Annotated in this window: 13 protein-coding genes; 10 read left to right on the forward strand and 3 right to left on the reverse strand. The window is 73.8% G+C overall.

Annotation, left to right across the window (positions count from 1 at the left end; genetic code table 11):
• The first annotated feature begins 77 nt into the window (after positions 1–77).
• The 7 genes from KYK13_RS27600 to KYK13_RS27630 all read left to right on the forward strand — a co-directional run bounded on the left by KYK13_RS27600 (position 78) and on the right by KYK13_RS27630 (position 17,654).
• Positions 78–6,524 carry a MupA/Atu3671 family FMN-dependent luciferase-like monooxygenase gene (locus tag KYK13_RS27600; RefSeq protein WP_223635446.1) on the forward strand — a complete coding sequence of 2,149 codons (6,447 nt, stop codon included), beginning with the start codon at positions 78–80 and terminating at the stop codon, positions 6,522–6,524.
• 119 nt (positions 6,525–6,643) lie between these two features.
• Positions 6,644–11,236, forward strand: coding sequence for a type I polyketide synthase (locus tag KYK13_RS27605; RefSeq protein ID WP_223635448.1), 4,593 nt, complete (start codon positions 6,644–6,646; stop codon positions 11,234–11,236).
• Positions 11,237–11,260: 24 nt separating this feature from the next.
• A complete protein-coding gene (locus tag KYK13_RS27610) occupies positions 11,261–14,350 on the forward strand; it encodes a type I polyketide synthase (RefSeq protein ID WP_223635451.1) in 3,090 nt (1,029 codons plus the stop codon).
• Positions 14,351–14,369: 19 nt separating this feature from the next.
• Complete coding sequence (locus KYK13_RS27615; RefSeq protein WP_223635454.1) at positions 14,370–15,671, forward strand: glycosyltransferase family 4 protein; 1,302 nt, start codon at positions 14,370–14,372, stop codon at positions 15,669–15,671.
• Complete coding sequence (locus KYK13_RS27620; protein WP_223635457.1) at positions 15,668–16,456, forward strand: thioesterase II family protein; 789 nt, start codon at positions 15,668–15,670, stop codon at positions 16,454–16,456. Before KYK13_RS27615 ends, KYK13_RS27620 begins: the two co-directional genes overlap by 4 nt.
• Positions 16,453–16,785: a hypothetical protein gene (locus KYK13_RS27625; protein WP_223635460.1), complete on the forward strand. Its 333-nt coding sequence runs from the start codon at positions 16,453–16,455 to the stop codon at positions 16,783–16,785. The genes KYK13_RS27620 and KYK13_RS27625 overlap by 4 nt, the downstream gene beginning before the upstream one ends.
• Positions 16,782–17,654 carry a cupin-like domain-containing protein gene (locus KYK13_RS27630; RefSeq protein WP_223635463.1) on the forward strand — a complete coding sequence of 291 codons (873 nt, stop codon included), beginning with the start codon at positions 16,782–16,784 and terminating at the stop codon, positions 17,652–17,654. The genes KYK13_RS27625 and KYK13_RS27630 overlap by 4 nt, the downstream gene beginning before the upstream one ends.
• 18 nt (positions 17,655–17,672) lie before the next feature.
• Here the strand turns inward: KYK13_RS27630 and KYK13_RS27635 are convergent, their stop codons facing one another.
• Positions 17,673–18,929 carry a glycosyltransferase 87 family protein gene (locus KYK13_RS27635; protein ID WP_223635466.1) on the reverse strand — a complete coding sequence of 419 codons (1,257 nt, stop codon included), beginning with the start codon at positions 18,927–18,929 and terminating at the stop codon, positions 17,673–17,675.
• Positions 18,930–19,125: 196 nt separating this feature from the next.
• On the opposite strand from KYK13_RS27635, the gene mug reads away from it, so the two are divergent.
• Positions 19,126–19,626, forward strand: coding sequence for a G/U mismatch-specific DNA glycosylase (gene mug, locus KYK13_RS27640; protein WP_223646800.1), 501 nt, complete (start codon positions 19,126–19,128; stop codon positions 19,624–19,626).
• Here the strand turns inward: mug and KYK13_RS27645 are convergent, their stop codons facing one another.
• Positions 19,627–20,460: a 3'(2'),5'-bisphosphate nucleotidase CysQ gene (locus KYK13_RS27645; RefSeq protein WP_223635469.1), complete on the reverse strand. Its 834-nt coding sequence runs from the start codon at positions 20,458–20,460 to the stop codon at positions 19,627–19,629.
• A 164-nt stretch (positions 20,461–20,624) separates the two neighbouring features.
• On the opposite strand from KYK13_RS27645, the gene KYK13_RS27650 reads away from it, so the two are divergent.
• Positions 20,625–21,128: a DUF3592 domain-containing protein gene (locus KYK13_RS27650; protein ID WP_223635471.1), complete on the forward strand. Its 504-nt coding sequence runs from the start codon at positions 20,625–20,627 to the stop codon at positions 21,126–21,128.
• A 94-nt stretch (positions 21,129–21,222) separates the two neighbouring features.
• Positions 21,223–21,711 carry a GNAT family N-acetyltransferase gene (locus KYK13_RS27655; RefSeq protein WP_223635473.1) on the forward strand — a complete coding sequence of 163 codons (489 nt, stop codon included), beginning with the start codon at positions 21,223–21,225 and terminating at the stop codon, positions 21,709–21,711.
• Positions 21,712–21,717: 6 nt separating this feature from the next.
• Here the strand turns inward: KYK13_RS27655 and KYK13_RS27660 are convergent, their stop codons facing one another.
• Positions 21,718–22,857 carry a hypothetical protein gene (locus KYK13_RS27660; RefSeq protein ID WP_223635475.1) on the reverse strand — a complete coding sequence of 380 codons (1,140 nt, stop codon included), beginning with the start codon at positions 22,855–22,857 and terminating at the stop codon, positions 21,718–21,720.
• Between the last annotated feature and the right edge of the window lie 119 nt (positions 22,858–22,976).

Here is a 22,976-nt window from a genome sequence, read left to right on the forward strand (position 1 = left end):
GCCCCCATCAGCCATTCCATTCCCACGAACCCCGGGCCTCGTGTCTCCGGGCGTTCCCAGCCCTTGTCGAGCTCCCCATGAACTCCACGGCCCGGAGTCCCTCCGCCCCGCCCTCCTTCCCCACGCTGGTGGACCTGCTGCGCTCGCGCGCGGCCACCCAGGGCGAGGACCTGCTCTACCGCTTCCTGGAGACGGGCGACGTCGATGGGCCCGTGGAGACGTGGAGCTACGCGCGCCTGGATGCGCGGGCGCGCGCGGTGGGGGCGCTGCTTTCGGCGGACGGGGGCTGGGGTGAGCGAGCGCTGCTGCTGTACCCGCCGGGCCTGGAGTTCGTCGCCGGCTTCATGGGCTGTCTCTACGGCGGCGTGGTGGCCGTGCCCTGTTACCCCCCGGACCCCACCCGGCTGGAGCGGACGCTGCCGCGCCTGCGCGCCATCGCGAAGGACTGCGGCGCGCGCTACGTGCTCACGACGCAGGCCATCCAGGAGATGGCGGAGTTCTTCACCCCGCAGGCGCCGGAGCTCGGGGAGCTGCGCTGGGTGGCCACCGACGCGGTGCCCGAAGGCCGCGCGGCGGAGTGGGCGCGGCCCGACGTGGACGCGGACACGCTCGCGTTCCTCCAGTACACCTCCGGCTCCACCGGGACGCCCAAGGGCGTGAAGGTGAGCCACCACAACATCCTCAGCAACGAGGCGCTCATCACCCGGGGCTTCGGGCTGGACGCGGCGCGCTCGTCCGGCATGGGCTGGCTGCCCATGTTCCATGACATGGGCCTCATCGGGAAGGTGCTCCAGCCGCTCTACCTGGGCTTCCCGTGCACGCTGATGTCGCCCATCGCGTTCCTCCAGCGCCCCCTGCGCTGGCTGGAGGCCATCTCGCACTTCCGCGCGACGTGCAGCGGCGGGCCCAACTTCGCGTATGACCTGTGTGTACGGAAGGCCACCGACGCGGACCGCGGGCGGCTGGACCTGAGCAGTTGGGACCTGGCGTTCAACGGCGCGGAGCCGGTGCGGCGCGAGACGCTGGAGCGCTTCGCGGACACCTTCGCCCGCTGTGGGTTCCGCAAGACGGCGTTCTACCCATGTTATGGCCTCGCCGAAGCGACCCTCATCGTCAGCGGAGGCTCGAAGGGCGAGCCGTATCACCACGGCCGCTTCGACTCGGACTCCGTCGCGCGGGGGCGGCCGGTGGAGGCGGCGGCGGACGGCCGCGCGCTGACGCTGGTGTCCTCGGGCCGCGCCGCGCCGGGGCACCAGGTGCGCGTGGTGCATCCGGAGACGCTGGACACGTGCTCCGCCGGGACGGTGGGGGAGATCTGGACCACGGGCCCCAGCGTGGCGCAGGGCTACTGGAACCGGCCGGAGGAGTCCGAGCGGGCCTTCGGCGCGCGGCTCGTGGGGAGCGCGGAGTCGTGGCTGCGCACGGGCGACCTGGGCTTCCTGAACGCGGAGGGTGAGCTGTTCGTCACCGGCCGGCTCAAGGACCTCATCATCGTCCGGGGCCGCAACCTCTACCCGCAGGACCTGGAGCAGTCCGTGGAGCGGGCGCACCGCGCGGTGCGTCCGGGCTGCGTGGCCGCCTTCAGCGTGGAGGAGGCGGGCGAGGAGCGGTTGGTGGTGGCCGCAGAGGTGGACGCGCGCGACGACTTCGACGCGGCGGCCGTGGTGGACGCCGTGCGCCGGGCGCTGGCCGACGAGCACGCGGTGCACGCTCACGGCGTGGTGCTGCTCCAGGCGCGCAGCATCCCCAAGACGTCCAGCGGGAAGATTCAACGCCGCGCCTGCCGCGACGGCTACCTCGCGGGGGAGCTGGAGGTGGTGGGCGCCTCCGTCGTCGCGACCGGCGTGGACGCGCCCGAGGTCCCCGCCGTGTCCCTGCGCGAGGCCCTGGCGACGTCCGGGCCGGAGCGCCGCGCGCGCGTGGAGGACGCCCTGCGCGGCGCCGTGGCGCGGCAGCTGGGCGTGGCGCCCGGGCAGGTGAGGTCCGACGCGGCCCTGGCCAGCCTGGGGCTGGATTCGCTGATGGCGCTGGAGCTGCATGGCGAGTTGGAGGCCTCGCTGGGCGCGTCGCTGCCCGTCGCCTTCCTGTGGCAGCACCCCACGCTCGCGGACTGCGCCGGACAGCTGCTGGAGGCGGGAGCCCGCGCGCGGAGCCAGCCGCCGCTCCAGGCCGGGACGCTGGAGGGAACGCTGCCGCTGTCCCCCGGCCAGCAGCGCCTGTGGTTCCTGGACCGGCTGGTGCCGGGCACGCCGCTGTACCATGTGCACTTCCAGCTGCGGCTCTTTGGCCCGCTGGATGAGCCGGCGCTGCGCCACGCGCTGGAGGCGCTCGTCGCGCGGCACGCGGTGCTGCGCACGCGCTTCCCGGAGGCCGGAGGCCAGCCGCACGCGGTGGTCCAGCCCACCGGGAGCGTGGAGCTGGCCCGGGCCGACCTGCGCGGGCTGTCCGTCTCGCAGCAGGACGCGAGGCTTCGCGAGCTGGCGCTGGCCCAGGCGCGGGAGCCCTTCCAGTTGGAGTCCGGCCCGCTCATGCGCACCGCGCTGGTGGCGCAGGATGAGCGGGAGCACGTGCTCCTGATGACGCAGCACCACATCATCACGGACGGCTGGTCCACGGGCGTACTGGCCCGCGAGCTGGCCTCGCTCTACCGCGCCCGGGTGGAGGGCACGGCCAGCGCGCTGAAGCCCGTCGCGTTGCAGTACCCGGACGTCGCGCGGTGGCAGCACGCATGGGGTCCGCTGCTGGACGCTCAGCGCGAGTTCTGGTCGCGCAAGCTCCAGGGCATGCCCCGGCTGGAGCTGCCCACGGACCACGCGCGGCCGCGGACGCCCGGCTTCCAGGGCGCGCTCCACCGGCTCACCCTGCCCCGCGACCTGGTGGAGCGCGTGAAGGCGGCGGGCCGCGAGGAGGGGTGTACCCTCTTCGTCACGCTGGCGGCGGCGTGGGCCGCCCTCATGGCGCGCTACAGCGGACAGGCGGACTTCGGCCTGGGTACCGTCGTGTCCCAGCGCGAGCGCTCGGAGCTGCGCGACGTGGTGGGCTTCCTCGCCCACACCCTGGTGCTGCGCTGTGACGTGTCCGGAGCGCCTTCATTCCGGGAGCTGCTCGCGCGCACGCGGCGCACCTTCCACGAGGCGCTGGCGAACGCGGAGCTGCCCTTCGAGGAGGTGGTGGGCGCCTCGCGCGCGGTGCGCGGCGTGGACAACCCGCTCTTCCAGACGAACCTCCTGCTGGAGGCGCTGCCCCCCACGAGCCTGGACGTGCCCGGCATGACGTGGCGGCCCGTGCTGCCCGTGCCGGATGGCGCGGTGGAGGGCACGGCGAAGTTCGACCTCCAGCTCTCCCTCGCGGAGACGCCCGAGGGTCTGGAGGGCGCGCTGGAGTACCGCACCGACCTCTTCGAGCCCGCCACCGTGGCGCGGCTGGCCGGACACCTGGAGCGGCTGTTGCGCGCGGCCGTGGACGCGCCCGGCGTGAGCGTGGCGGACCTGCCCCTGCTCACCCCGGACGAGGCGCGCACCGTGCTGCGCGACTGGAACGACTTCACCCCGCCCCCGGAGGCCACCCGGGACGTGAGCATCCCCGGCCAGCTCCGCGCGCAGGCCGCGCGCACGCCGGACGCGGTGGCCGTGGTGGGCGACGACGAGGCGCTCACCTACGCGCAGTTGGACGCGCGCAGCGACGCGTGGGCCTGGCGCCTGAGGGAGCGCGGCGTGGGCCCCGAGTCGCGCGTGGGGCTGTGCGTGGAGCGCTCCGCGGGCATGGTGGTGGCCATGCTCGGCGTGCTCAAGGCCGGGGCGGCTTACGTGCCCTTGGATCCGGACTACCCGCGAGAGCGCCTGGCGTACGTGCTGGAGGACTCCGGCGCGGCGCTGCTGCTGACGCAGACGCACCTGGCGGAGCTGCTGCCCACGGCCGGACTGCCGGTGGTGTGCCTGGACGGTCCGGACGCGCCGTCCCCGGCGGACGCGCGCGGCGCGCCTCCCCTGCGCGTGGGACCGGGCGACCTCGCCTACGTCATCTACACGTCGGGCTCCACGGGCAGGCCCAAGGGCGTGATGGTGCCCCACGGCGCGGTGGACAACTTCTTCACCGCCATGGACGCGCGCGTGGGGCCGTCACCCGCGGGCTCGTGGCTGGCCGTCACCAGCATCTCCTTCGACATCTCCGTGCTGGAGCTGCTGTGGACGCTCACGCGCGGCTTCAAGGTCGTGGTGCAGGGCGAGGACGCGGTGATGAAGGCGCCCTCTCGCGCGTCCGCCACGCGCCGCAAGCCGCTGGAGTTCAGCCTCTTCTACTTCGCGGATGACGCGGACGGCGCCTCCGGCGCGGACCGCTACCGGCTGCTCATGGAGGGCGCGAAGTTCGCGGACCGCCACGGCTTCGCGGCGGTGTGGACGCCCGAGCGGCACTTCCACGCCTTCGGTGGCCTGTACCCCAACCCGGCCGTGGCCGGCGCGGCCATCGCCGCCGTCACCGAGCGGGTGGGCATCCGCGCGGGCAGCGTGGTGCTCCCGCTGCACCACCCGGTGCGCGTGGCGGAGGACTGGGCCCTGGTGGACAACTTCTCCCGGGGGCGCGCGGGCATCTCCGTGGCGTCGGGCTGGCACGCGAACGACTTCGTCTTCGCTCCGGACGCCTACGCGCGGCGGCGCGAGCAGATGCTGGAGGGCATCGACACCGTGCGCAGGCTGTGGCGCGGCGAGACATTGCGCATGCCCGGCGGCGGGGGCGCGCAGGTGGACGTGACGCTGCGGCCCAGGCCCGTGCAGGCGGAGCTGCCGGTATGGCTCACCGCGGCCGGCAACCCGGACACCTTCATCACCGCGGGCAGGCTGGGCTGCCGCGTCCTCACCCACCTGCTGGGCCAGTCCTGGGAGGACCTGGAGCAGAAGCTGGCGCTCTACCGGGACGCGTGGCGCGGCGCGGGCCACCCGGGCGACGGCCACGTCACCCTGATGCTGCACACCTTCATCGGGGAGGACCCGGGCGCGGTGCGCGCGGCGGCGGAGCGCCCCTTCCGCGACTACCTCAAGAGCTCCGCGGACCTGATGCGCGGCCTGGGTCGCACGCTGGGCGTGGACATGGACGCGGCCACGGAGGCGGACCTGGAGCGGCTGGCCGGCCACGCCTTCGAGCGCTACTTCGAGACGAGCGGCCTCTTCGGGACGCCGCGCGGCGTGCGCGAGCGCGTGGAGCAGCTGCGCTCGGGCGGCGTGGACGAGGTGGGCTGCCTCATTGACTTCGGCATCCCCACCGACACGGTGCTCGCGAGCCTGCCCCGGCTCCACGAGGTGAAGACGCGGAGCGACCGCGACGGCCGGCGCGCCGGCACCGGAAGGCCCCTGGCCGAGCGGCTGCGGGAGCATGCCATCACCCACCTCCAGTGCACCCCGTCGCTGGCGCGCACCCTGCTCGCCGACGCGGCCCCCTCGGAGGCCCTGGGCAGCGTGCGCCGGATGATGGTGGGCGGCGAGGCCCTGCCTGTCGCGCTGGCCACGTCGCTCCAGCAGGCGCTGTCCCCGGACGCGGCGCTGCTCAACATGTACGGCCCCACGGAGACCACCGTCTGGTCCTCCACCCACCGCGTGTCGGCCGAGGAGGCGGGAGCGGTGGCCTCCATCGGCGCGCCGCTCACGCGCACGCGCTTCTACGTGCTCGACGCGCGACGGGGGCCGGTGCCGGTGGGCGTGCCCGGTGAGCTCTACATCGGCGGCGCGGGCGTGGTGCGCGGCTACCTGCGCCGGCCGGACCTCACCGCGGAGCGCTTCGTGCCGGATCCGTTCAGCGAGGAGCCCGGCGCCCGCATGTACCGTACGGGGGACCGGGTGCGCTGGCGCACCGACGGCACGGTGGAGTTCCTGGGCCGGGTGGACTTCCAGCTCAAGGTGCGCGGCTTCCGCATCGAAGCCGGCGAGGTGGAAGCGGCCCTCACCGCCCACCCCACCGTGCGCGAGGCCGTGGCCGTAGCGCGCGAGGACGTGCCCGGTGACGTACGCCTGGTCGCCTACGTCGCCGCCCACGCCGGACAGGAGGTGGATCCCGCCGCGCTGCGGGACTTCGTGGCGCGGCGGCTGCCCGAGCACATGGTGCCGTCGCTGGTGGTGGCGCTGCCCGTGCTGCCGCTGACGCCCAACGGCAAGGTGGACCGCCAGGCGCTGCCCGCCCCCACGCAGACGCGCGTGGCGAAGGCCGCGTACGTGGCCCCGCAGGGACAGGTGGAGGAGCAGGTCGCCCAGGTGTGGCGCGAGGTCCTCCGGGTAGACCAGGTGGGCGTGCACGACAACTTCTTCGACCTGGGCGGCCACTCGCTGCTCATGGTGCAGGTGCACGCGCGGCTCAAGGTCGCGCTGGACCAGGACCTGCCCCTGCTGAAGCTGCTGGAGCACCCGACCATCCACACGCTGTCGCGCTACCTGCGCCAGCCCTCCACCGCGAAGAACCAACCGGTGGAGGCGGCGCAGGACCGCGCACGGCGTCAGATGGAGAGCCTGCGCCGCCAGCGCCAGCGGGACCGGCGTTAGCCGCCTTCCGCGTCAGGGGGCTCTGCTCTCATCCAGAGCGGAAGCCCCCTTCAAGACCTCGTTGCTTCCGTCCCCCCGCCTCCCCGCGCCCGCCTTCCAAGGGGGCGCCCGCCAACGCCATGAACGAAACCACCCTGGATGAGGGCAACGACCTGCTCATCGCCATTGTCGGAATGGCCGGACGCTTTCCGGGCTCCCCGGACGTGGACGCCTTCTGGCGCAACCTCTGCGCGGGCGTGGAGGGCATCCGCCACTTCACCGACGAGGAGCTGCTGGCCCGGGGCGTGCCACCGGAGCGCCTGAAGGAGCCGGGCTTCGTGCGCGCGGGCGCGGTGCTGGACGGCGTGGATCAGTTCGACGCGGCCTTCTTCGGCTACTCGCCGCGCGAGGCCATGTTGATGGACCCGCAGCACCGCCTGTTCCTGGAGTGCGCCTGGGAGGCGCTGGAGCGGGCCGCGCACGGGCTGGACGGGGACTCGCGCTCGGTGGGCGTCTTCGCGGGCACCAGCCTGAGCACCTACCTGCTCTTCAACCTGCGCACGCACCCGGAGCTGCTCACCTCGGAGGAGACCTTCCAGGTGATGATTGGCAACGACAAGGACTTCCTCGCCACCCGGCTGGCATACCACCTGGACCTGAAGGGGCCGGCGCTGGATGTACAGACGGGCTGTTCCACCTCGCTCGTCGCCACCCACCTGGCGTGTCAGGCCCTGCTCGGCTTCCAGTGCGACGTGGCCATCGCGGGCGGCGTGTCCGTCGACGTCCCGCAGCGCACCGGCTACGTGCACCAGGCCGGCGGCATCGCGTCGCCGGACGGGCACTGCCGCCCCTTCGACGCGCAGGGCCAGGGCACGCTGTTCGGCAGCGGCGTGGGCGTGGTGGTGCTCAAGCGGCTGTCGGATGCGCTCGCGGACGGCAGCCCCATCCACGCCGTCATCCGCGCCTCCGCCATCAACAACGACGGCGCGGCGAAGCTGGGCTTCACCGCCCCCAGCGCGGAGGGCCAGGCGGAGGTCATCGCCCGGACGCATGCGCTGGCGGACGTGACGCCCGATACCGTGGGCTACGTGGAGACGCACGGCACCGGCACGCTGCTGGGCGACCCGGTGGAGGTCTCCGCGCTGACCACCGCCTTCCGCGCGGGGACGGAGGCCCATGGCTTCTGCGCGCTGGGGTCGGTGAAGTCCAACATCGGCCACCTGGACGCGGCGGCGGGCGTGGCGGGCCTCATCAAGACCGCCCTGGTGGTGGAGCACGGGCGCATCCCGCCCACGCTGCACTTCCGCACGCCCAATCCCAACATCGCCTGGGAGGACAACCCCTTCTACGTCAACGCGGAGCTGAAGGCGTGGGACACCGCGGGGGCCCCGCGCCGCGCGGGCGTCAGCTCGTTCGGCATCGGCGGCACCAACGCGCATGCCCTGCTGGAGCAGGCGCCAGCGCGCCCGCCGTCCGGTCCGTCGCGGCCGTGGAAGCTGCTGGCGCTCTCCGCGCGGACGCCGGGCGCGCTGGACGCGCTCACCCGCAACCTGGGCGCGCACCTGGACGCGAACCCCGGCCTGGACCTGGCGGACGTGGCGTACACGCTCCAGGTAGGCCGCAAGGCCTTCCCCCGGCGCCGGGTGCTGGTCTGCGCGGCCTCCGAGGACGCGGTCCGGCTGCTCGAGGACGTGGATCCGGAGTTCGTGCACACCGGCGAGGCGAAGGACGGCGGCCGCGCCGTCACGTTCCTCTTCCCGGGCGGCGGCGCCCAGCACCTGCGCATGGGGCAGGAGCTGTACGAAACGGAGTCCGCCTTCCGCGAGGCCTTCGATGCCTGCGCCGCCATCCTCAGCCGGCTCGGCGGCCCGTCGCTGCGCGCCGTCCTCTACCCCGCGGGCGACGCGGACGGCGGGGCGCCCCTGCCGCGCCCGTCCGTGGGGCTGCCCGCGCTCTTCAGCGTGGAGTACGCGCTGGGCCGGCTGTGGGAGGCGTGGGGAATCCAGCCGGAGTCCCTGATTGGCCACAGCATGGGCGAGTACGTGGCCGCGTGCCTCGCGGGCGTCTTCAGCCTGGAGGACGCGCTGGCGCTGGTGACGGAGCGCGGACGTCTGTTCGAGAAGCTGCCCCCGGGCGGCATGGTGAGCGTGGCGCTGCCGGAGCAGGACGTCCGCCCCCTGCTGGGCGCGCACCTGTCGCTGGCCGCGGTGAACGCGCCGTCGCAGTGCGTGGTGGCCGGCGACAGCGCGGCGGTGGAGGCCCTGGTCGCGGACCTCGCGGCCCGGGGCGTGGAGCACCGGCGCATCCACATCGACGTGGCCGCGCACTCGCACCTCATCGACTCCATCCTCCCGGCGTTCGCGTCCTGCGTGGGGCGGCTGAAGCTGAGTCCCCCGAAGCTGCCCATCGTGTCCGGCGTGACGGGCACCTGGCTGACGGCGGAGGAGGCCACGAGCCCCGCGTACTGGGTGAAGCACCTGCGGCAGCCCGTGCGCTTCGGCCAGGGCGTGCGCACGCTGCTGGAGGACCCGTCGCGCGTCCTCCTGGAGGTGGGCCCGGGCCGCACGCTGGGGTCGCTCGCACGGCTCCAGGTGGAGCGCGGCCAGCCCACCGTGGTCCTCACGTCGATGCGGGCCCCTCGCGAGCCCGGCTCCGACCTGCGCTTCGCGCTGACCACCCTCGGCCGCCTGTGGGTCGCGGGCGTGCCCGTGGACTGGCGCAAGCTCTCCCAGGGCGAGGAGCGGCGGCGCGTGGTGTTGCCCACCTACCCCTTCGAGCGCAAGCGGCACTGGCTGGAGCCGCGCGCGGAGGGCGCGTCCGTCAGCGCGCCGGGACCGCTCGCCCGCCGCGAGGACCGGGCGCAGTGGTTCTACCTGCCGTCCTGGAAGCGCACGGTGGCCCCGCCCCGGGACGCCGCCGCGAGCCCGCCGGGCTGGCTCGTCTTCATCGACGCGGGCGGGCTGGGGGATGCCCTGGCGGCGCGGCTCACGCAGGAGGGCGGCCACGTCCTGCGCGTGCGGCCGGGCACCGGGTTCCTCCGCCACGAGGACGGCACCTTCGAGGTGGCTCCGGAGCAGGCGGAGACGTACGCGGCGCTGGTGGCCGCGCTGGCCGGGGACGGCGCGCGCCCCTCGCGCATCATCCACCTGTGGGGTGTGGACGCGGCCGGACCGGACACGGCCGGCGTGGAGCATGCCCAGCGCCTGGGCCTGCACAGCCTGCTGTTCCTGGCGCAGGCGCTGGAGGGGCAGGGCTCGCGCGGGCCGGTGCACCTCACGGTGGTGTCCACGGGCGTGCAGGCCGTCACCGGCCACGAGGCGCTCACGCCGGCCAAGGCCACCGTGCTGGGCGCGTGTCGCGTGCTGCCCAACGAGGTGCGGGGCCTGACGTGTCAGGCCATCGACGTGGAGCCCGCCGTCAGCCCCGACGCGCTCCAGGCCCTGGCCGCGCGCCTGGCCGTGGAGGTGTCCGCCGCGCCCGCCAACGGCATCACGGCGCTGCGCGGGGCCTACCGGTGGGAGCAGACCTTCGAGCCGGTGCGGATGGAGGCCCCCGCCCCCAACGCCTCCCGCCTGCGCCCGCGCGGCACGTACCTCATCACCGGCGGCCTGGGCGGCATCGGCCTGGTGCTGGCGGAGCACCTCGCCCGCCAGGTGCAGGCGCGGCTGGTGCTGGTGGGCCGCGGCGCCCTGCCGGAGCGCGCCACCTGGGAGGGCTGGCTCGCGTCCTCGGCCGCGAACGACGCCACGGCGCAGCGGATCCGCCAGGTGCTGGCGCTGGAGGCGCTGGGCGCGGAGGTGCTCGTGCTCCAAGCGGACGTGGGCTCCTCGGAGCAGATGGCGCGCGTGCTCCACCACGCTCGCGAGGCGTTCGGCCCCCTGCATGGCGTCATCCACGCCGCGGGCGTGCCCGCCGGAGGACTGGCCCAGCTGCGCACCCGTGACGCGGTGGACGCCGTGCTCAGGCCCAAGGTGCTGGGCACGTGGGTGCTGCATGAGCTGCTGCGCGGCGTGCCGCTCGACTTCTTCCTGCTGTGCTCCTCGCGCACCGCGTACACGGCCGAGCCCGGGCAGATCGACCACTGCGCCGCGTGCGGCTTCCAGGACGCCTTCGCCCACCACGCCGCCCTCCAGGGGGACACGAAGGTGCTGTCGCTGGGCTGGGACACCTGGCGCGAGGTGGGCCAGGCCGTCTCCACCGCCCTGCCCGACGCGGCCCGGGGCCTCCGCGACGCCACGCTCGCGCACGCGCTCACGTCCGCGGAGGGCGTGGACGTCTTCGAGCGCGTCCTCGCCCACCCCAGCCCCAGCATCATCGTCTCCACGCGGGAGCTGGGCGCGGCCATCGCCAGCAGCGCGGCCCTGCTGGACACGCTGATGGGCGGGGCCCCCTCCGACGCGGTCCCCGGCGAGGCCCCCGTCCACCTGGACGACGCCGAGCGCGCGCTGATGGAGATCTGGCAGCGCCTGCTGGGCGTGGAGGAGGTGGGCCTGCACGAGAACTTCTTCGAGCTGGGGGGCAACTCGCTCATCGGCCTGAAGGTCCTCCATGAGGTGAAGCGGCGCTTCGACCGGGACCTGCCCGTCGTGGCCCTCTTCGAGAATCCCACCCTGGGGGCCATGGCCCGGCTGCTCACGCCGCAGGCGTCGGCCGCGCCCGCGGCCCAGGACCGGCGCGGGCGCGGTGCTCGCCGCCGCGAACAGCTGCAGCAGCGCCGCCCCACGGGCCGCTGAACCCCATCCAAGGAACGACATCCCGTGTCCCAGACCCCAGCAGGTACGGAGATCGCAATCGTCGGCATGGCCGGACGCTTCCCGGGAGCCCGCTCCCTGGAGGAGTTCTGGCGCAACGTGTGCGACGGCGTGGAGTCCATCGAGCCCCTCACGGACGAGGAGGCGCTCAAGGCGGGGGTGGCCCCCGCGGCGCTGGCGGACCCCCGGTTCATCAAGGTGGCCTCCCGGCTGGAGGACGTCGCCGGCTTCGACGCGGCCTTCTTCGGCTACACGCCGCGCGAGGCGGAGCTGATGGACCCGCAGCACCGCCTCTTCCTGGAGTGCGCGCTGGAGGCCCTGGAGGACTCCGGTCACGCGTCCCCGCCGGAGGACCTGCTGGTGGGCGTCTTCGGCGGCCAGGCCCTGAGCACCTACCTGGTGCTGAACCTGCTGGGCAACTCGGAGCTGATGCGCACGGCGGATCCGCTCCAGCTCAACCTGGGCAACGCGGGCAGCTTCCTCACCACGCGCGCCTCCTACAAGCTGGACCTGAAGGGCCCCAGCTTCAACGTGGAGAGCGCCTGTTCCACCTCGCTCGTCGCGGTGCACGTCGCGTGTCAGAGCCTGCTCAACCACGAATGCGACGTGGCGCTGGCGGGCGGCGTGTCCATCAACCTGGGCATCCAGGGCGGCTACCGCTACGTCGAGGGCGGCATCCTCTCCCCGGACGGGCACTGCCGGCCCTTCGACGCGCACGCGCGCGGCATCGTCTTCGGCAGCGGCGCGGGCGTGGTGGCGTTGCAGCGGCTGGAGGACGCGCTGGCGAGCGGCAGCCCCATCCACGCCATCATCCGCGGCTCCGCGGTGAACAACGACGGCGGCGCGCGCGTGGGCTACACCGCCCCGGGCGTGGAGGGCCAGGCGTCCGTCATCTCCGAGGCCCTGGGCAACGCGGGCGTGTCCGCGGGCAGCATCGGCTATGTGGAGGCGCACGGCACGGGCACGCCGCTGGGCGACCCCATCGAGGTCCAGGCGCTCACGCGCGCCTTCGGTGACGAGGCCGTGGGGCCGCGCACCTGCGCGCTGGGCTCGCTCAAGGCGAACGTGGGCCACCTGGACGCGGCCGCGGGCATCGCGGGGCTCATCAAGGCGGCGCTCGCGCTCAAGCACCGCAAGCTGCCGCCCAGCCTGAACTGCGACACGCCCAACCCCAACATCCCCTGGGAGAAGAGCCCCTTCTACGTCAACACCGCGCTGCGCGAGTGGAAGGCCTCCCCCCACGGCCCCCGCCGCGCGGGCGTGAGCAGCTTCGGCATGGGCGGCACCAACGCCCATGTCATCCTGGAGGAGCCCCCCGCGCGCGCCCCCCGGCCCGCGGCGGCGGAGGCGCCGGAGGTGCTGGTGCTGTCGGCGCGCACGGCCACCGCGCTCGCGGCGCAGACGGAGCGGCTCTCGGAGCACCTGCGCGCCCACCCCCACCTCGCGCTGGCGGACGTGGCCCACACGCTCCAGGTGGGCCGGCGCCGCCACGCCCACCGCCGGACGGTGGTGTGTCAGGGCCGCGAGGACGCGCTGGCCGCGCTGGGCGACCCGTCGCGCCTGCTCACGGAGTTCGAGGAGCGCTCGCGGCGCGGCGTGGTCTTCATGTTCCCCGGCCAGGGCTCGCAGCACGTGGGCATGGGCCGGGGCCTGTACGGCGGCGAGCGCGCCTTCCGCGCGGAGGTGGACGCCTGCGCGACGAAGCTGGCGCCCCACCTGGGCCTGGACCTGCGCACGGTCCTCTACCCGGCCGCCAGGGATGAGGAGGCCGCCGCCGCCCAGCTGCGGCAGACGCGCCTGGCCCAGCCCGCGCTGTTCACCATCGAGTACGCGCTGGCGAAGCTGTGGATGTCCTGGGGCATCCAGCCGGAGGCGATGGTGGGCCACAGCATTGGCGAGTACGTGGCCGCGTGCCTCGCGGGCGTGTTCAGCCTGGACGACGCGCTGGCCCTGGTGGCCGCGCGCGGTCAGCTCATGCAGGAGCTGCCGCCGGGCGCCATGCTCTCCGTCGCGCTGGCCGAGGAGGAGCTGGCCCCCCTGCTGGACGCGCGGCTGTCGGTAGCGGCGGTGAACGCGCCGGGCCTGACGGTGGTCGCGGGGCCGGTGGACGCGGTGGAGGGGCTGAAGGGCCGGCTCCAGGCGCGCGGCGTCGCGCACCGGCCGCTGCACACCTCCCACGCGTTCCACTCGCAGCTGATGGACCCCATCCTCGCGCCCTTCACCGAGCGGGTGCGCCGGGTGAGGCTGTCGGCGCCGCGCATCCCGTACCTGTCCAACGTCACCGGCACCTGGGTCACGGCCCAGGAGGCGACGAACCCCACCGCGTGGGCGAACCACCTGCGCCAGCCGGTGCGCTTCGCGGCGGGGCTCCAGACGCTGGGCGCGAGCCCCGTGCTGCTGGAGGTCGGCCCCGGCCGGACGCTCGCCACCTTCGCGTCGCGGCACACCGGCCTGCGCGTCCCCGCCACCACCGTGACGTCCCTGCCCCACCCGGAGGAGAAGACGCCGGACGCGCTCGTCGCGCGCGCCGCGCTGGGGCGGCTGTGGATGGCGGGCGTGGACGTGGACTGGGCCGCCGTGCACGCGGGCGCGCCCCGCCAGCGCGTGTCCCTGCCCACCTACCCCTTCGAGCGAAAGCGCTACTGGGTGTCGCCGGACGGCCCGCGCACGCACGCGGCCGCGCACGCGCCCGAGGAGGCGCGGGCGTCCGAGGCCCCCGAGGCCGCCCCGGACCCGGGCCACACGCGCCCCGCGCTGCGCACGGAGTTCGTGGCGCCCTCCACCGAGGACGAGCGGGCCCTGGCGCGCGTCTGGGAGGAGGTGCTGGGCGTGCGGCCGGTGGGCGTCCACGACGACTTCTTCGCGCTGGGCGGGCACTCGCTGCTGGCCACCACGCTGGTGGGCCGGCTGCGGGACACCTTCGGCGCGGCCCTGCCGCTGCAAGCGCTGTTCGAGGCCCCCACCATCCACCGGCTCGCGGCCCTCGTCGAACGGCAGCGGGTCCACCCCGGGCACAGCGACCCGGAGGTGGCCGCGCTGCTGCGAGTGCTGGAGGAGCTGACCACCCGGAAGGAAGCGGCGCCCCGCACGCCGTAGAGAGCGAGAGACGACACACATGGCTCCTCCCAACTCCCCGCCCATCCGGGCGCTCATCCTGGCCATGGAGTACACGCCCAACATCGCCGGCGGCGTGGGCACGTACGTGTACGAGCTGGCGCGCGGCCTGGTGCAGGAAGGCTGCGAGGTCGAGGTCGTCGCGTACACGCCGGGCGAGCCCGCGGTGCTGCGCGAGCCCCGGCTCACGGTGCACCTGGTGCCGCCCAGCCGCGAGAGCCTGTCCCAGGCGGCGAAGCTGTCGCTCGTGGGCGGCCTCCGCCTCTTCAACGAGGACCTGCTGCGCGCCGCGCGCGAGCGCCTGCGCGAGGCGAAGCCGGACATCATCCACTTCCACCAGTGGCACACGCACCGCGCCGCGCGGGCGCTGGGCCAGGAGGCCGGCGTGCCCGTGCTGGGCACCAGCCACTACATCTCCGAGCCCGCCGAGCGCTGGTGGGGCCAGACGCCCGACCCCGAAATCCTGGAGGAGGAGCGGAGCCTCTACGACGGCTCCAACCCCATCATCTCCGTGAGCGCGTCCATGAGCCGGCTCATCCAGGAGACGTACGGCCTGTCCCCGGCGCTGCTGCACACCATCCACTGCGCCATGGACGCCGAGCCCTTCCGCAAGCCATCCCACTCGCCGGACGACTACGCGCGGCTGCGCGCCACCGTGGCCACGCCCCAGGACCCCATCGTCCTCTACACGGGCCGGCTCCATCAGATGAAGGGCATCAGCGCCATCTTCGGCGCGGCGGAGCGGGTGCTGGCGAAGCGGCCGCAGGTGCGGTTCCTGCTCACGGGCGGCACCGACTCGCGCGAGTCCACGAAGATGGTGCAGGAGCTGTCCCAGCGCTACGCGCCGCTGCTCCACCGCATCAAGCTCTTGGGCAAGCTGCCGCGCGAGCACCTGGGCCTGCTCCACCGCATCGCGGACATCGCGGTGGTGCCCTCGCTGTACGAGCCCTTCGGCTACACCGTCATCGAGGCCATGGCCTCGGGCCTGCCGCTCGTCGTCACGGACTCCGGAGGCCCCGCGGAGATCGTCGTGCCCGGAGAGACGGGCCTCATCGTCCCCGTGAAGCCGGGCGCGCCGGGCGGCCCCCGCGAGGTGGACGTGGACGCGTTCGCGGACGCGCTGCTGGAGCTGCTGGCGGACCCCGCCCGGGCCCGCCGCATGGGGGAGACGGGACAGCGCCGCGTCGTGGAGGTGTTCAACCTTCCGCGCATGGTCGCCGCGAACCTCGCCGTGTATCACCAGGTGCTGCGCGCCCCCGCGAGGCCCGCGCCCCACGCCGTCGCGCACGAGGCCCGGTCATGAGCACGACGGCGCCCTCCCGGGGCCTGGCCTTCCACGAGCCCCCGCCGTCCGCGTGGGCGCGGCTGTTCTGCCTGCCACACGCGGGCGGCAGCGCCTCGCTCTTCCGCGCCTGGCAGAAGGAGCTGGGACCGGACATCGAGGTCTGTCCCGTGCAGCTGCCCGGCCGGGAGAACCGGCTGCGCGAGCCGCCGCTGCGCGAGCTGCCCCGGATGATGGACTTGCTGGTGGACGTCGTCTCCGCGCTCCCGGACAAGCCCTTCGCCCTCTTCGGGCACAGCATGGGCGCCCTGCTCGCCTATGAGCTGGCGCGCGCGCTGCGCGAGCGGGGGCTACCCGCGCCGCTGCACCTCTTCGTCGCCAGCTACCGCGCGCCCCAGACGCTCGCGACGGCGCCGGCCACGCCGTCCACCCACGACATCGACGTGGCCGAGGCCCGGCGCCTGGGCGCGGCGCTGTCGCTGTCCGGGGAGATGGCGGAGGAGATGCTTGCGCTGATGCGCGGCACCCTGCTGGCGGACACCGCCCTGTGCGAGTCCTACCGCTTCCAGCCGGGGCCGCCGCTGACGTGTCCCGTGTCCGCCTTCCGGGGCATCGACGACTACGTCCCCGAGGACGCCACGGAGGCGTGGCGCGAGCTGAGCACCGGCCGCTTCGCCACCCAGACCTTCCTGGGCGACCACTTCTTCCTGCGAAACACCCCGCGCGGGCTCATCCAGAACCTGCGCCGGAGCCTCGTGAAACGTCCCGCATCCCCTCATCCGCAAGCCCAGGAGCCACACCGATGAAGTACCTCGTCTACGTCAAGGACCGTCCCTCCGGCGTCCAGCCCCCGGACCCCGTCGCGCTCAACCGCGCCGTGCGCGCGTGGGTGGAGGCGCGGCTCATGGACCGCACCATGGACTGCGCCTACTACGTCCTGCCCAAGATGGGGCTGTGCATCATCAACGCGGACTCGCACGAGGCCCTGCTGTCGCTGCTGCGCGCGTGGCCGTCGTTCGCGTACCAGGAGTTCGAGATCCACATGCTGGCGGACGTGCGCCACGGCATCGACGACAACTTCGACCGGATGCAGCGCGACGCCACGAAGGGCGCTCCGGCCGCGGAGGCGTCATGAGCACCGCGACGCCCCTCACCGGCGACGCCGCGCGCTCGCCGGCGCGCAGGGCGCTGCCGGCCGACAACCGGCGGGCCTTCTTCGACGCGCTGGAAGCCGACGACCTGCCCGTCATCCTCACCGACGGCATGAAGGGCTGGCCCGCGGAGAAGCAGTGGACCTTCGACTGGTTCGCCCGGGAGCTGGGCGAGACGCGCGTCCCCGTGGAGTGGCTGCGCTACAGCCGCAAGGACGGGGGCGGCGTGGAGCGCGTGGGCCGGGTGCGCGAGCAGACGCTGCGCGAGTACGTCCAGACGGTGAAGGGCCCGGGCGCGAAGGACGCGGGCTACCTCATCGGCAACGACATGTTCCGCATCCTCCCCCAGCTGCGCGGCGACGTGCGCTTCCAGGACTACGACGTCCCGCACCGGCTCACCGAGCAGCTCTTCTTCATGGGCCCCAAGGGCTGCTTCACCCAGCTGCACCTGGACCGCGCCCACAACCTGCACGCGGTGATGGTGGGCCGCAAGCAGTGGCAGTTGTACTCGCCCCGGCGCGACAAGGACCTGAGGCCCACGAAGCTGGGCCACGTCTGGTCGGTGATGAGCGAGCACGACCTGGCGCCCGACGGCGGATTCCCGGAGCAGCTGCCCGGGGGCCAGCGGCCCGACTACGACTTCGTGCTGGAGGCCGGGGAGATCCTCTTCCTGCCGTACGGCTGGTGGCACCGCGTGCTCACCGTGGAGGACGCCATCGCCACCAACTACTGGTGGTGGACCTGGTCCATGCTGGCGCGCATCGGGCCCCGGCTCATCCCGTCCATCACCTTGAGCGCGCTCAGCCGCATGCGCAAGCAGCGCGTGCTGGGCCGCGAGTTCAAGGAGCAGTGAGCCCGCCCTCCCGGAGCCTCAAGGCCCGGAATGAGGGACCACGTCCGCGGACGCCCCGCTCACCGGCGCGGGGCGTCCCCGCCGCCAGGCCTCGCGGGCCCAGACGAGCCCCACGCCCAGCACCATCGCGTTGCGCGCCAGGAGCAGCACCGTGAAGGACGGCTGGAAGCCCGTGCGGTAGGTGCTGCCCGCGAAGAGGCCCCGGGTGATGGCGGCGGCCACGAGCAGCACGGCGGACGGCCCCACGGCGCCGGACAGCAGCGCGAGCGCGGCGGCCCCGGTGAGCCAGATGAGGTACTGCGGGCTCAGCACCGGGTTGAGGATGACGAAGGCCACGAGCGGCACCAGCGCCAGCCGGGCCACGTCCTCGATGAGCACCGGGGGCCTGCGCCACGCGGCGCGCACCGACACCGCCGCGGCCAGCAGCGAGCCCACGACCCACAGCTTCCGGGTGATGTCGCGCACGGCCTCCGCGGCCGCGCCGTGCAGCTCGTAGGCGGCGGGGGCATGGACCCACTGGACGTCGGCGAAGCCCAGCAGGTGCGCGGCCCAGAGCAGGCCCGCGGAGAAGGCCTCCACCTGCAGGCCCCGCTCGACGTGGAAGGACGCGAACCGCCACCACGGCCACACGAGGCTCAGCGGCAGGAGCGGCAGCACGCCCGCGACCAGGCCGGTGACCAGGGCCCGCGTGGGCTTCGCGCCCCGGCGCCAGCTCACGGCCAGGGCCAGCGGCACGAGCACGGCCGGGAACAGCTTGGTGACGGTGCCCACCGCGAGCGCCGCGCCCGCCCAGCCTTCGCGCCGGCGCATCAGGGCCACCAGCGCGCCCAGCGCGAGCGCGGCCGGAATCAGGTCATAGCGCTTGAGGGCGTGAACACTCTGGATCCACCCGACGACGAAGTACGCCGCGAACGGCGCCCACGCGCGCCGGGCCGTGCCCCAGCGGCGCACGCCTTCCGACAGCAGCAGCCACTTGATGAACGCGTCGAAGAGCGTGAGCTCCAGGCCGAACGCGACGACGAAGCCGCGCACGTCGCCGCCCAACCACGCCGCGGGAACGAACCACAGCATCGCGTAGGGCGGGTACTCGAAGCGGAAGTCGCGGTTGGGCACCGCGCCGTCCAGGAACGCGCGGGACGTCTGGAAGTACAGCGGCAGGTCGCCTTCGCGGCTGGAGAAGGCCGCGTAGAGCACGAGCGGCACCACGCTCACGGCGAGCGCGACCCAGTGCCTGGGCATGAGCCGGTGCGAAGCGGACGGAGTCGAAGCGGACACGAAGCGGGACTCTGCCCGGGTGGGCCGGGCGCTGTCGCCGGGGAAAGGCGTCCGTCCCCTCCCCTGCCCGGTGCGCGTCCGGGCGCATCACCGTGCGATGTGCGACCCGACCCGCTAGGTTCCGGCCGGGATGTCCCGCGCCATGAAGCTCCACCGCCCCACGAAGGACGAGCTGTTCGCCGCCACCGGCCGCACCATGAAGGACCTGCTGGCCCCGGGCCTGCGCGTGCTCTTCTGCGGCATCAACCCCAGCCTCTACTCCGCGGTGGTGGGCGTGCACTTCGCGCGGCCGGGCAACCGCTTCTGGCCCTCGCTGCATGCGTCGGGCTTCACGCCGCGCCGCCTGGACCCGTCCGAACAGGAGGAGCTGCTGGCCCTGGGCCTGGGCATCACCAACGTGGTGGACCGGGCCACCGCGAGCGCGGACATGCTGGCCCCGGAGGAGTACGCGGGGGGCGCGAAGTCACTGGAGCGCAAGGTGAAGCGCTACCGCCCCAGGTACCTCGCGGTGCTGGGGCTGGGCGCGTACCGCACCGCCTTCGCGCGGCCGAAGGCGAGGTTCGGACCGCAGGAGCAGACGCTGGGTGGCACGCGGCTGTGGGTGCTGCCCAATCCCAGCGGGCTCAACGCCAGCTACCAGCTGCCGGACCTGGCGCGGCTGTACGGCGAGCTGCGCCGCGCGGCCGAAGCGCCCTGACTACTTGAGCAGGCCGGCCTCGCGGGCCACCTGCGAGGCGACGGGCAGCACCTTGTCGAAGGCGGCGGCGTTGCACGCGAGCAGGCCGCGGCGGTTCTGGAGCTCGGAGCCGTCGTACAGGTACGCGTCGCCCGCCAGGTCCGTGAGCACGCCGCCCGCGGAGCGGATGACGGCCTCCGGCGCGCAGTTGTCCCAGCGGTAGCTCTTGTCGCTCACGTGCACGTAGAGGTCGCAGCGCGCCTCCGCCAGGAGGCCGCACTTGAGGCCCACCGAACCGGACTCCGTCTCCTTCGTGATGCCCAGCCGCTGCACCACCGCGTCCGTCGTCTTCGAGCGGTGCGAGCGCGACACCACGAGCCGCAGCGCCGCGGGGTCCGCCACGTCCGACACGCGCAGCGCGCGGCGCCCCCGCGGGTCCTCGACATGGCCCTGCTCGCCCACCACGCCCGAGTACAGCACGTCCCCCACCGCGCGGTAGACGACGCCCAGCGCGGCCCGGCCCTCCACCGCCAGGCCGATGTGGATGGCGAACTCGCCGTTGCGGTTGACGAACTCCTGCGTCCCGTCGAGCGGATCCACGAACCAGCAGCGATTGAAGCGCTTCGCGTCGGAGGCGTCCTCGCTCTCCTCCGCCACCACGCCGTCCGAGGGGAAGGCCTTGCGCAGCTCGCCCACGATGAAGGCGTTGGCCCGCTCGTCCGCCAACGTGACGGGCCCCGCGCCTCCGGCCTTGTCCGTGACGGAGAAGTCCGTGGCGTAGACCTGCAGGAGGATGTCACCAGCCTGGCGCGCGATGCGCCGGGCCACTTCGAGCTCTGGGGCGAGTGCGGGCATGGAGGCTCCGGAGTCTACTGGGGCGAATTGCCCCTCGTGGGGAAATCTGCCCCGCCTCGCGGCCCCGTGCCTCCAGGCGCAAGGCCCTGGCCCGGTGGCTGCAATCCCTGGGGGTTTCGTCTTCCGCGCCCGGACCGCGCGGTCGGCAAGCAAGGACTCGAACGATGATGAAGTGGCTGATGGGACTGGCACTGCTGGGCTTCGGCGTGGCGCTGGCGTTCGCGGGCGGGCGGATGGTGTACCGCTCGAAGGCGAGCAAGGACTGGCCCACCGTGCAGGGCACCGTGGTCAGCTCCCGCGTGGAGACGCTGCGCAGCAAGCGCGCGGTGAGCTTCCGCCCGGACGTGAGCTACCGCTACGAGGTGAACGGCGTGCCCTACACCTCCGACACGGTGGCCTTCGACGGCCACGGCTCCGGCGGGCTCGCGGAGGCGCAGGCTGTGTCGCGCCACTACGTGGCCGGCGCTCCGGTGACGCTGCACTACGAGCCGGGGGACCCGTCCGTGGCGTGCCTCCAGTGCGGCGACACGGGCTTCGTGAACTACATCGTGACGGCGGTCGGCGCGGTGTTCGCCCTCGTGGCCGGCTGGGGCCTCCTGGAGATGGCCCGCACCAGCGCGCGAGACGGCAAGAGCACCGTGCCCCAGATGCGCGCGAAGGCCCGCTAGGCAACGCCGGGCGGGCATTTTCCTCCAGAAGCCTTCGACAGACGCGGCCCGCGGTGCGCAAGTTGGGGCGGAAGACCTGCCTCCTGGAGAACGCATGCCCGTCACCATCCGCCCCGCCAAGGACCCGGACGCGCCCGCCCTTGGCCGCATGGGCGCGGCGCTCGCACGTCAACACCACGGCTTCGACCCCCGACGCTTCATGGTCCCGGACGACGTGGAGTCCGGCTACCGCTGGTGGCTGGGCAAGGAGGCGCGCCGTCCGCAGGAGGCCGTGGTGCTCGTGGCGGAGCTGGACGGCGAGGTCGTGGGCTACTGCTACGGCCGGCTGGAGGGCGTGGACTGGAACATGCTCCTCGACCGGCACGGCGCGCTGCACGACATCTGGGTGGACGAGAAGGCGCGCGGCACCGGCACCGGCCGGCTGCTCGCGGAGGCCATGGTGGAGCGGCTCGCGGAGCTGGGGGCGCCGCGCGTCGTGCTCCACACCGCCGCGAAGAACGAAGCCGCGCAACGGCTGTTCGCGCGCCTGGGCTGGCGCCCCACCATGGTGGAGATGACCCGCGAGGCGCCGCGCGGCTCCTAGCCCGGCTCACAACCTCCCGGCGGGCATCCGGCCCTGCTGGAAGGCCTCCACCTGCGCGGGCGTGAAGGGCGGCTGGGAGAGGACGCGGTCCTGCTGGCGGGAGCGGAACAGGTCCACGACGAGGTTCATCCGGTCCTTCAACGAGCCCCAGTCCCGCGCCGCGCTGCCCGCCGTGTCGTCCGGCGTCCGGTCCAGCTGCTTCATCAGGGCGCGCAGCTCCGGGTGCTCCAGCCTCATGAGGTCCGCCGGGAAGTCCGCCGAGGGCGTCAGCGCCGGGATGTCCTCGCCCAACCGCAGCGCGCGGTCCGGCAGCTCCAGGGTCATCAGCTCGCGCGTCATCAGCTCGCGCCAGCAGCGCTCCAGCTGGTCCGCCACGGGCGTGAAGGCCGCGAGCAGCCACGTCTCCGGCATCCTGCTGCCCCGCAGCAGCTCCCGCAGGTGGTCCAGGAACAGCGCCTTCAGCGGCGCCCGCAGCGCCCCGATGATGGGCTCCTGGAGCCGCGTCTGCTCGTGGTAGCCCACCAGCGCGTTGGCCAGGAACACGCGCTCCGCCCGGTCCTTGGCGCGCGGGAGGCTCAAGGCCTCGTGGTACGCGCGCACCGCGCGGATGAGCAGGTCCTGGCCCCCGGACTCCAGCGGCCCCGGCTTCAGCCGCGCCAGCACGCGCTCCAGCGCGGCGGGGCTCGTCGCGCCGGGGCCGGTGAAGTGGTCCAGCATCGCCGTGTAGAGCGGGCCCAGCTCCTGGAACACCCACAGGTTGCCCCGCGCGACGTGCTCCGCCACCGCGCTCATCACCGGATCCATGATGCTCGTCACCACGGTGGCCACGCCCGACGGCAGGCCCCACGACCCCAGGAGCCGGGCCTGCGTCACGCCCAGCCCGCGCATCACCGCGTCCGCGCGGGACAGCATGTCGCGCTCCAGCGAGGCCACCATCTCCTTGCGGATGAACGCCCCCGCCGTCTTCGACGCCCAGGTGGCGAAGACGCACCAGGATTGATCCACCTCCCCCAGCACGCCCGCGAAGCACACCCTCAGCACGTAGTACGTGTGGGTGATGTGGAGGTTGCGCAGGGGCGCGTCCTCCATGCGGACAATCGCATCCACCTCGGCGTACGTCGGCGGCGGCAGCGGGTGGGGCGCCATGGAGGGACGAGCTCCGGGAGACAGGGCGGCAGTGCCCGCTCCAGCATGGGCCCCGCGGGCCGAGGCCCACCATCGCCCCCGGGGGAGGGGCGGAAACGAAGAAGCCCCGGGCGCTGCCA

Origin of the sequence: Corallococcus sp. EGB, from assembly GCF_019968905.1 — a bacterium.
GTDB lineage: Bacteria > Myxococcota > Myxococcia > Myxococcales > Myxococcaceae > Corallococcus.